This window comes from Stieleria sp. (assembly GCF_041595215.1).
Lineage (GTDB): Bacteria > Planctomycetota > Planctomycetia > Pirellulales > Pirellulaceae > Stieleria > Stieleria magnilauensis.
Map to the genome: position 1 here is coordinate 1 of NZ_JBFHKV010000229.1, position 9,336 is coordinate 9,336.

A 9,336-nucleotide genomic window follows, 5' to 3' on the forward strand; every position below is an offset into this window, starting at 1 on the left:
CCCGCAGGTTGATCGGTTTGCGGAAAAAACACTGCGCGCCCAACGCGATCGGCTGTTCCGCCGTCGTGCCGTGCGCCCAGATCCATTCCGCCTCGTCGGCACGGAGGTCGCCGGAACCGGCCAGGACCATCGTCGCGATCAGGGGAATCAGCGCGGCGAAGGTGATGCCCGTGCCTGGCCGACGAAGACCCGTGCGTCGCCGACGAAGAAGTGAATGACGTGAATTCGAAACACGAGTTCGATTTTCGTTCCAACTGCCGTCCATGGCGCAATCATCTTGTGGAGGGGTGTGCGACAAAATACTTTGGCAACATAGGTGGGGCGGGGAAATCGATGCAAGATCGATTCCCACATTGCCATCGACTCGATGGGCCGGTAGTGTTCCCCAGCCGCTTTGCTCCACCCCGTCACGACTCCATCCCCTAGAAGAAGTGCGCCGCAATGAGTGATTGGATTCCCGTCAAACAAGCTCGTCTTGCCGAGTCGGCCGGCCGTCCCTGTGAGATCCGCGGCTGGGTTCGGACACGCCGTGATAGCAAAGGCGGTTTCAGCTTCATCGAAATCAACGACGGATCTTCGCTGGGCAACCTGCAGGTCGTCGCACCGGGTGAGCTGGACAACTACGCCAGCGAAATCCAAAAGTTGACCGCCGGCTGCAGCGTCGTCGTTCGCGGCCAATTGCAAGCCTCCCCGGCCAAGGGGCAAGCCACCGAACTGCACGCCAGCACCGTCCGCGTCCTCGGCTGGGCCGACCCGGAAACGTATCCGCTGCAGAAAAAACGGCACTCGTTCGAAAAACTGCGTGAATGGGCACACCTGCGTACCCGCACCAACACGCTCGGCGCGGTGATGCGAGTCCGCGACCAGATCTGTCAATCGATTCACCGCTTCTTTCACGAAAACGGATTCCTGTACGTCAACACGCCGATCATCACCGCCAGCGACTGTGAGGGTGCCGGCGAGATGTTCCGCGTCACCACACTGGACTTGGAACGATTGGCCAAGTCCGGCGGGCCGGTCGATTTCTCCTTCGATTTCTTCGACAAGCCGACCTTCCTGACCGTCAGCGGGCAACTCGAAGGCGAAACCTATGCGACCTCGCTGGGACGGATCTACACCTTCGGCCCGACCTTTCGCGCCGAAAACAGCAACACGAGTCGGCATCTGGCGGAGTTCTGGATGATCGAACCCGAAGCGGCGTTCTTTGACTTGGCCGACAACATGCAACTCGCCGAACAGTTTCTCAAGCAAGTGTTCTCCGAATGCTTGCAGTGTTGCGGGGAAGACATGGAGTTCTTTGATCAACGGATCGAGAAGGGAAAAATTGACCAGATCCGCGGCGTGATCGACCAACCGTTCCAACACATGACGTACACCGAAGCGATCAAGGTGTTGGAATCGTCGGGGCAGAAGTTCGACTACGAGATCGCCTGGGGCAGTGACCTGCAAGCCGAACATGAACGCTACTTGACCGAGAAGCATGTCGGCGGCCCGTTGATTCTGACCGACTACCCCGCAACGATCAAACCGTTCTACATGCGAGTCAGTGAGGATGCAAAAACAGTCGCCGCGATGGATGTGCTGGTGCCGGGCGTGGGCGAAATCATCGGGGGCAGCCAACGCGAAGAACGCTTGGACGTGCTCCGCAAACGCATGGCCGAACAATCACTCAGCGAAGACGACTATTGGTGGTACCTTGACCTGAGGAAGTATGGAACGGTCCCGCACGCCGGATTCGGCCTGGGGCTGGAACGCGCCGTTCAATACGTCACCGGGATGGCAAACATCCGCGACGTGATCCCGTTTCCCAGGACGCCGGGGAGTGCGGAGTTTTGAGAGGGGGAGACAAGGAGACAAGGAGAAAACGTGCGGTGGTCCGGCTGCCGCTTCTATTATTCTGCCTTTTCTTTAGTCCAATCCTGCTAGTTCGCAGAGGTGTGCGTCGGCGACCGGTTGGGGGCAGCTCCAGACGAGAAAGAACAATGCCTGCTGGCACCAGCGACCGATCGGATGATCGATCATCATTCCGGCTCCTTTGGCGGTCGTCATGGCGGCGTTGGTCGTCCGCTGGACCAAGCCGTTGGCCAGTGTCCGGATGGCTGCTGAATCCTGACCGCTGTCTCCTCCCGCGGCTGCTCGAATCGTCTGGTGCAGCCGTTGGTGTTCGTCATTGAATCGGTCCACGATCGGGATCAGGTTGCCTCGCCGGCTGGATTCCTCACGCAGATACTCCAGCGCCGCGTAGGACAAACCGAGTGCGAGTGCGGAGGTCTGCAGTCCGCCGGCCCCGGTCGGGGCGGATCCGTTCGGTTTGGCCGGAGTCAAAACGTTTTGACGAGGACCTGAGAGCACTCGCCCCTCGGGGACAAAGACATCGTGCAGCTCGATCGCATCGGTGCAGCTGGCCGACATGGCGACCATTTCTGCGCCGCGGCCGGGTTGGACGCCTTCGTCCGACGGATGGATCAGGACCAGGATCTGCGTCGCGTCCTCGCATGTCGCGCCGACGACGACGTACCCGACCGCGGGTGCTCCGGTGACCCAGGGAATGGTGCCCGACAGGCGATAGCCCGATTCGCCAAGCTGCTCAGCCGCAGTTGCGACGACGGCGGGGCGTCCCAAGTGCAAGCGGCTGGTCGTCAAATGACTGATGCCCACCGACGCGATCGTCGTGCCATCGATCAGCGTCGGCAGCACGGATTCTTGTAAGACGCTGGCAGCGTTGCCGCCAGCGGCCAGCCGATCCGACGCCGCGATCCGTTTGATCGCGCCGACATGCTGAGTGATCACAAAGGTGGTCAACAAGTCCGCCCGGGCCAGACCAATCAGCGTCTCGATTTGATCGACCGCGGTCCAAATCGGCTGGTCGGTCCACGTCGGAGAGATCCCGCTAAGGCCGCCAAAGATGCCGTGCTGGCCGCATCGCAATAGCGAGTCCGCAGGCCAATCACTCGTCGTCCGCCATCTGGATGCTTGCGAGGCGAGTGTCTCCAACAAAGACTCGAAGTCGGCGCTTGTGGTGGAATGACGCATGTCGGGAGTGTTGCAAAAGGAGCCAGGGGCCGAGATTGCCTGGACGGAGATCGTTAGGTTGGACGTTTTGCGGCGAGTTGGCAAGGTTGTAGGGGAAAACCAAACCGTTTGACGACACCCCAGTCCGGAAACTTTGGAAGATTGCCCGCCCCTGCGACGACCGTTGCTTGATTCGTGGGGGCAAGTGGTCGACAACAGAGTCCTGAGCCCTTCAGGAACGTTCGCTAAGTGCGACACTGACTTCTCTACATTGTGCGACGGGATCGCTATGAGCCAAACCGAATTGCCGCCCACCAAAAATATCTCGTCTAACCCTGCAGCGGGGACGTCGGATTTCGTGAGCGAACTCAGTCATGCAGACGACTTGTATGGCAAGCTCTGGACGCTTGCTAACAACCTTTGGTGGAGCTGGCATCCGGAATGCGACGCGATCTTTCGTGACGTCGATCCGATTCGCTGGCGACAACTCGGACATAACCCGGTGGCCTTGTTGCGTGAGATGACGCCGGAGCGACTGGCCGACCGCGCCGGCGAGTTAGTGCTCCACAGCCGCATCAATTACGCCTACCGTCGCCTGCAAGAGTACCTCAATTCCTCTCAAACCTGGGCGTCGACCAACGCCGGTGTGTTGGGGGCCAAGCCGGTCGCATATTTTTCGGCCGAGTTTGGGATTCACGAATCGATTCCGATCTACAGCGGCGGGTTGGGCGTGCTGGCGGGCGACCATATTAAAAGCGCTTCGGGTTTGGGCGTCCCGTTGGTCGGCGTCGGGCTGTATTACAGCCAAGGCTATTTTCGCCAGTACTTGGACGAAGACGGTTTCCAAGGTGAAGATTACCTGGAAACGAAGATCGAAAATCTGCCGATCCAAGCGGCGTTGGATTCAGACGGCCAACCGTTGACGGTGGCGATCGACACCCGCGACGGACAACTGCTGGCCAAAGTCTGGCTGATGCATGTCGGACGGGTGCGTTTGTATCTGCTCGATTGCAACGTCGATGGCAACAAGCCGGAAGACCGCGAATTGACCAGCCGCTTGTACGGTGGCGATGAACGCACGCGAATCCGTCAGGAACTGGTCTTGGGCGTGGGCGGCGTCAAGGCGTTGGCCGCACTCGGGATCGACCCCGGCGTCTATCACCTCAACGAAGGACACTCCGCGTTCGGCGCCTTGCAAGTCGTCAAACAGTTGATGGACAACGACGGGATGACGTTCGAAGACGCCGTCCAGTTGTCGGCCCGCGCCACCTGCTTCACCACACACACTCCCGTGCCCGCCGGACATGACCGTTTCCCACCCGCCTTGGTCGAAGAACACTTGGGGCCGCTCCGCGATTCCCTCGGCATCAGCCAAAAACAATTGCTCGCCCTGGGCCGTGTCGATCCCGACAACGACAACGAATCCTTTTGCATGACGGTGATCGGGTTCAAGATGAGCCGATGCGCCAACGCGGTCAGTAGTCTGCATGGCGTCGTCTCGCGCCGCATGTGGCAATCGATGTGGCCCGACCGCGCCGAGAATGAAGTGCCGATCGGACACATCACCAACGGCGTGCACGTGGCCAGTTGGTTAGCCGTTCAAATGCAAACGTTGTACGACAAGCACTTCCACACCGACTGGAAGCACCGGCTGCAGGAACCCGATGCCTGGCAAGCGATCCACGACGTCGACCCCGGCGAACTATGGGAAACGCACAATTCACTCAAACACAACTTGGTTTCGTTCGTGCGACGTCGCTTCAGCCGACAATGCCGACGGCGTGGCGAAAGTGACAGCGTGGTCGAAGCGGCGCGACACATCCTGGACCCGCGGATCTTGACGATCGGGTTTGGCCGCCGATTCGCGACCTACAAACGTGCCAATCTGTTGTTCAGCGACATTGATCGGATCGCCGAACTGCTCGGCAACAGCGACCGTCCGGTGCAATTGATCTACGCGGGGAAGGCCCACCCGAAAGATGAACCCGGCAAGAAATTCATTCAAGAGATCGCCAACCTGCGGCACGATCCCCGCTTCGCCGGTCGCGTCGCCTTCGTCGAAGACTATGACATCAACGTCTGCCGTCATTTGATTCAAGGCGTCGACGTGTGGTTGAACAATCCCCGTCGCCCGTTGGAAGCGAGTGGGACGAGCGGCCAGAAAGTCGTGCTCAACGGCGGTCTCAATTGCAGCATCCTGGACGGCTGGTGGGGCGAAGCCTTCAACGGCTCCAACGGATTCGCCATCGGCAACGGCCGCTCACACGTCAGTGACGAAATCACTGATCAACGCGATGGCGAAGCCCTCTACAAAACGCTGGAAGAACAAGTGATCCCGTGTTTCTACACGCGTGACAGTGACGGGCTGCCGAAGTTTTGGATCAAACGCATGATGAACAGCATCAGCACACTGGCGTGGCGATTCAGCAGCCATCGCATGGTGGCCGATTACACCGCGAAATCCTACGTCTGGGCCGCCGGTGGTGTGACGTGTGAAATGCGGTATCGGTGAGGCTGTTAGCGATTAGCTGTTAGCGATTAGCTGTTAGCGATTAGCTGTTAGTTGTTAGCTGTTAGCGACTTGAAACTTGAAACTTGTTATCCGTCTCCGCCGCGTGGGCTCCAATGAATGTCTTGATCATCCCCGATAAATTCAAAGGTTCGCTGACGGGAACCGAAGTCATCGAAGCGATCGAGACGGGGCTGCGGCGGTTCGACTCGGGGATCCAGATCCATTCGATCACGGCGTCCGATGGTGGCGACGGGTTTCTCGATGCGATTCGCAAGAGCGATGCGTCCGTCGAAGCGATCGGTTGCCAGACGACCGATCCACTCGGTCGTCCGATCCAGGCGGACTATGGGTTTGACGCGAGTCGCGGCACGGCATACATCGAAATGGCTCGGGCATCGGGGATGGAACTACTGGCGGCCGAAGAACGCGACCCCTCGCGGACATCGACGCTGGGAACCGGCACGCTGATCGCCGACGCCTTGCGCCGCGGTGCCAAAACGCTTTACATCGGCCTGGGCGGTAGCGCAACCAATGACGGCGGCATCGGAATTGCCGAAGCCCTCGGCTACCGATTTCTCGATGCCGATGGTGCGACGCTGCCGTCGATCGGCGGGGCGCTGGAGCAAATCGCTTCGATCGATGCGTCCGGTGTGCTGCCTGAACTCTCGTCGGCTCGCGTTTTCGCGATCAACGATGTCGCCAACCCTCTGCTGGGTCCTGAAGGAGCGGCTGCCGTCTACGGGCCGCAAAAAGGTGCCGACCAAACGATGATCGTGCGACTCGATCGCGGCCTGGATCGACTGCAGCAAACCGTCCAACGAGAGTTGCAATTGGACGTCGCCGACGTTCCGGGAGCCGGCGCTGCCGGAGGAACCGGGTACGGATTGAAGGCGTTTTTGCACGCCGAGTTCCTCTCGGGGATCGAGTTTGTGCTCTCGCTGACCGGGGTGGAATCTTTGTTGTCCGGCGGCACCATCGATTGGATCGTCACCGGCGAAGGCAAGATCGATGATCAAACCGCCTACGGGAAACTGGTTCGCGGGGTTGCCGACGTCGGAGAAAAGTATCACGTGCCGGTCGCGGCGCTGTGTGGCGTGTTGGCGCTTGAGAATGCATCGGTCGAGGACCTGGGGCTGACCCGAGTGCGACAGATTCACGACCCGGGCCGATCGGTGGGCGAAACGATCCGTCAAGCCAAGACGTTGCTGATCGATGCCGCGGAGCAATTGCTGAAGGCGGGCTGACGTTACTGAAACGGGGCGACAACGCTTCGGGCCAGACTGAGCCTGTTCGGTTGCCGCGACTGAAAAAAAATCGTCCCGGTCGGATCGGCACGCTGCTCGCGTTGCGGCCGGCGGTGAGTTATGGTGAGTGCAAACGCGGCTGACGCAGACGGCATCTGTTCAAGGATGCCCCACTGCCCAGCACGCGCGTTCTGACTCATTTTATTCTGAAAGGTTTAACCGATGAAAAAGTTTGCTTGGTTGTGGATGGCTGCTTTGTGTTTCACGACGCTTTCGCTGACCGGTTGCGGTGGCAGCGGCGAAACTCAAGTGATTGAAGCTCCTCCCGTTGAAGAGGAAGACCCAGCGATGGCGGGAATGACCGAGGAAGAATACAACGCTGAAATGGAAAAATCGATGCAGTGATTCTGGGCTGGATGTCGCTGCCAAACGGCGACGTCGCTCTGAATCGTTGATGATGAACCGCGGCGGCGCCGGTGGGCTGATGCTGCCGCGTCCGCGTTTCGTTGCCGCGGCGAAACGACGCAGCGGATCGCTTTCCGAAAACGGCGCCCAGGCATTCACGCCGGTGCCGTCCCGAGCGAGAGACCCATCCCGCTAAATCGACATTGATAGGTGCCGCTCGCGCTGGCGCGAACCGGCTGATGTCCATGGATGATCAGCCGTTTGGCGCGAGCCTACGGGCCTTGCCCTGGTCTACAAACAGGCCCTCTAAAAACAGGCCCTCACCGCTACCACACGACGAGGTCTCGGGCGAACGGCGGCATGCCTTGTCCTGGCGTCGAGGGGGGCATGCCACGATGGCGTCGTCTCGTTCGCTGCGCTCATTCGGGACGAAGGGCGGGAATCGATGGGGCCTGACGCGTCCTCTCTTGGCACTGCACCCATGTGCAGCCGCTGCGTCGGCCGAGCCGTTCCCCATTGTCGACCACACAGATGTGATGGAGAGGGGCGGTTTGATGGCCCCCTCCATTATTCCGGGGGGCTGGTTTCGCCGAAAACGAGATTTTTCTTGCTAACGGGAAGGATTTCTTTGTTAGGCTGGCGCCATCGCTTTTCTTATCCCCTTATCCAAAGGAACGGTCTATGAATCAACGATTCAGAAGGACTTCAGGGTTCACGCTTGTCGAACTCCTCGTCGTCATCGCCATTATCGGTATTCTTGTCGGATTGCTGTTACCCGCAGTCCAAGCCGCCCGTGAAGCAGCTCGTCGGATGAGCTGCAGTAACAATTTCAAGCAAATCGGGATTGCGGTCCACAACTATCATTCGGCCTTCAAGCAGTTACCCGTGCATGGCGGCGGAACGGGAATCGGTTTGCAAAACAATCGCTGGTGGCGGACGGGTAACGATGCCAACCACGAGTGCTTGAGCGCCTTGGTCCCGCTGACGGCGTTCTTCGAGCAGCAGGGAATTTGGGCGGAAGTTTCCAACCCCAGCACCAAGACGGTCACCGGCGCGGCGCCTCCCGGCACCACCGGATTGACCAACCCGCAGCGTTGGCCTGCGATGGGGCCCAACCCTCGCAACTTTTCCCGAAACCCAGGGTATATCCCGTGGTCGACGGAGATTCCGACGCTGCGTTGCCCCAGCGACCCCGGCACTGGGCTGCCCGCACTGGGACGGACCAACTATGCGGTCTGCATGGGCGACTCGCCGAGTCCTTGGCACCACGCGTTGAAGCGTGGAGATCTGACGCCGAATGGGGCCGGTGGAGTCCGGAACTTTAATTCCGTCAGCCGGGGTGCGTTCATGATTCGCAGGGCGGCGAAGTTCCGTGACATCCTGGACGGCTTGTCCAACACCATCGCGATGGGCGAAATCAAAACGGACTTGGGTGACCGTGACATTCGAACCGCGGCCTCTTGGAACCGTCGCGGCGGGAACCAGGTCAACAACAACCCGTCCTTGTGTGCGGACAACAACGAGATCGACCCGGATCGTCCCAAGTTTTGGTGCAACGGTGGTGCGGACTGCAACAATCCCGAAGTGCTGAGCCAAAACAACCACGAAGCTCGTGGTGCCGCATGGGCGAACTTCCGTGCCCACTGCACGCAGGTGTTCACGGTGTTGCCACCGAACCGAGAGGTTTGTGTCGGGCAGTGGATCGATGGTCCCGGAACGATGCCGCCGAGCAGCAACCACCAAGGCGGAGCTCACATCTTGATGGTCGATGGTGCCGTGGTCTTCATGACCGATTCGGTCGAAGCGGGTGACTCTCACGCCGGTGCAGTGCGACGCAACGCAGGCGGCGGACCGAGAAGCCCCGGTCAAGTCAGCCCTTACGGGTTGTGGGGCGCGTTGGGAACCAAAGCCTCCGGCGAAACGATCCAAGAGCAACTCAACCAGTAAGCGGCTTCGCGTTCGCTTCGAATTCAATCGCATCCTCGCCCATCAAACATGGGCGAGGATTTTTTTTTTGCCGCGCCGGTGTGCAGGCTTTAGCCGCGCGTCTTGCTGCTTCGCAGCGCGTGGGGATGCGCCTGAAGGCTGGACACCAACGTGCGCCGATGTGCAGGCTTTAGCCGCGTGTCTTGCTGCTTCGCAGCGCGTGGGGATGCGCCTGAA

7 protein-coding genes are annotated in these 9,336 nt (G+C 59.9%); 6 read left to right on the plus strand and 1 reads right to left on the minus strand.

What is annotated here, in order from left to right; translation table 11 throughout:
- Positions 1-441: 441 nt before the first annotated feature.
- The gene (gene asnS / locus ABX749_RS11195; protein ID WP_372896058.1) at positions 442-1,836 is read left to right on the plus strand and encodes an asparagine--tRNA ligase; all 1,395 of its coding nucleotides are present in this window, start codon (positions 442-444) and stop codon (positions 1,834-1,836) included.
- Positions 1,837-1,908: 72 nt separating this feature from the next.
- On the opposite strand, the gene ABX749_RS11200 is transcribed toward asnS, so the two are convergent.
- Positions 1,909-3,033, minus strand: coding sequence for an acyl-CoA dehydrogenase (locus tag ABX749_RS11200; protein ID WP_372896059.1), 1,125 nt, complete (start codon positions 3,031-3,033; stop codon positions 1,909-1,911).
- A gap of 268 nt (positions 3,034-3,301) precedes the next feature.
- On the opposite strand from ABX749_RS11200, the gene glgP reads away from it, so the two are divergent.
- From glgP to ABX749_RS11225, 5 genes are all read left to right on the plus strand, one after another.
- Positions 3,302-5,524, plus strand: coding sequence for an alpha-glucan family phosphorylase (glgP, locus tag ABX749_RS11205; protein ID WP_372896060.1), 2,223 nt, complete (start codon positions 3,302-3,304; stop codon positions 5,522-5,524).
- 113 nt (positions 5,525-5,637) lie between these two features.
- Positions 5,638-6,768: a glycerate kinase gene (locus ABX749_RS11210; protein ID WP_372896061.1), complete on the plus strand. Its 1,131-nt coding sequence runs from the start codon at positions 5,638-5,640 to the stop codon at positions 6,766-6,768.
- Between the two features lie 222 nt (positions 6,769-6,990).
- Positions 6,991-7,173 carry a hypothetical protein gene (locus tag ABX749_RS11215; protein WP_145217508.1) on the plus strand — a complete coding sequence of 61 codons (183 nt, stop codon included), beginning with the start codon at positions 6,991-6,993 and terminating at the stop codon, positions 7,171-7,173.
- A 49-nt stretch (positions 7,174-7,222) separates the two neighbouring features.
- On the plus strand, positions 7,223-7,369 hold the full coding sequence (locus ABX749_RS11220) for a hypothetical protein (protein ID WP_372896062.1): 147 nt from the start codon (positions 7,223-7,225) through the stop codon (positions 7,367-7,369).
- A gap of 485 nt (positions 7,370-7,854) precedes the next feature.
- Positions 7,855-9,120 carry a DUF1559 domain-containing protein gene (locus tag ABX749_RS11225; protein ID WP_145217505.1) on the plus strand — a complete coding sequence of 422 codons (1,266 nt, stop codon included), beginning with the start codon at positions 7,855-7,857 and terminating at the stop codon, positions 9,118-9,120.
- Positions 9,121-9,336 lie beyond the last annotated feature (216 nt).

Coding starts and splice junctions, on each gene's coding strand:
- ABX749_RS11210 (WP_372896061.1), top strand. CDS start 5,638: ATGAATGTCTTGATCATCCCCGATAAATTCAAAGGTTCGCTGACGGGA.
- ABX749_RS11225 (WP_145217505.1), top strand. CDS start 7,855: ATGAATCAACGATTCAGAAGGACTTCAGGGTTCACGCTTGTCGAACTC.
- ABX749_RS11220 (WP_372896062.1), top strand. CDS start 7,223: ATGATGAACCGCGGCGGCGCCGGTGGGCTGATGCTGCCGCGTCCGCGT.
- glgP (WP_372896060.1), top strand. CDS start 3,302: ATGAGCCAAACCGAATTGCCGCCCACCAAAAATATCTCGTCTAACCCT.
- ABX749_RS11215 (WP_145217508.1), top strand. CDS start 6,991: ATGAAAAAGTTTGCTTGGTTGTGGATGGCTGCTTTGTGTTTCACGACG.
- asnS (WP_372896058.1), top strand. CDS start 442: ATGAGTGATTGGATTCCCGTCAAACAAGCTCGTCTTGCCGAGTCGGCC.
- ABX749_RS11200 (WP_372896059.1), bottom strand. CDS start 3,033: ATGCGTCATTCCACCACAAGCGCCGACTTCGAGTCTTTGTTGGAGACA.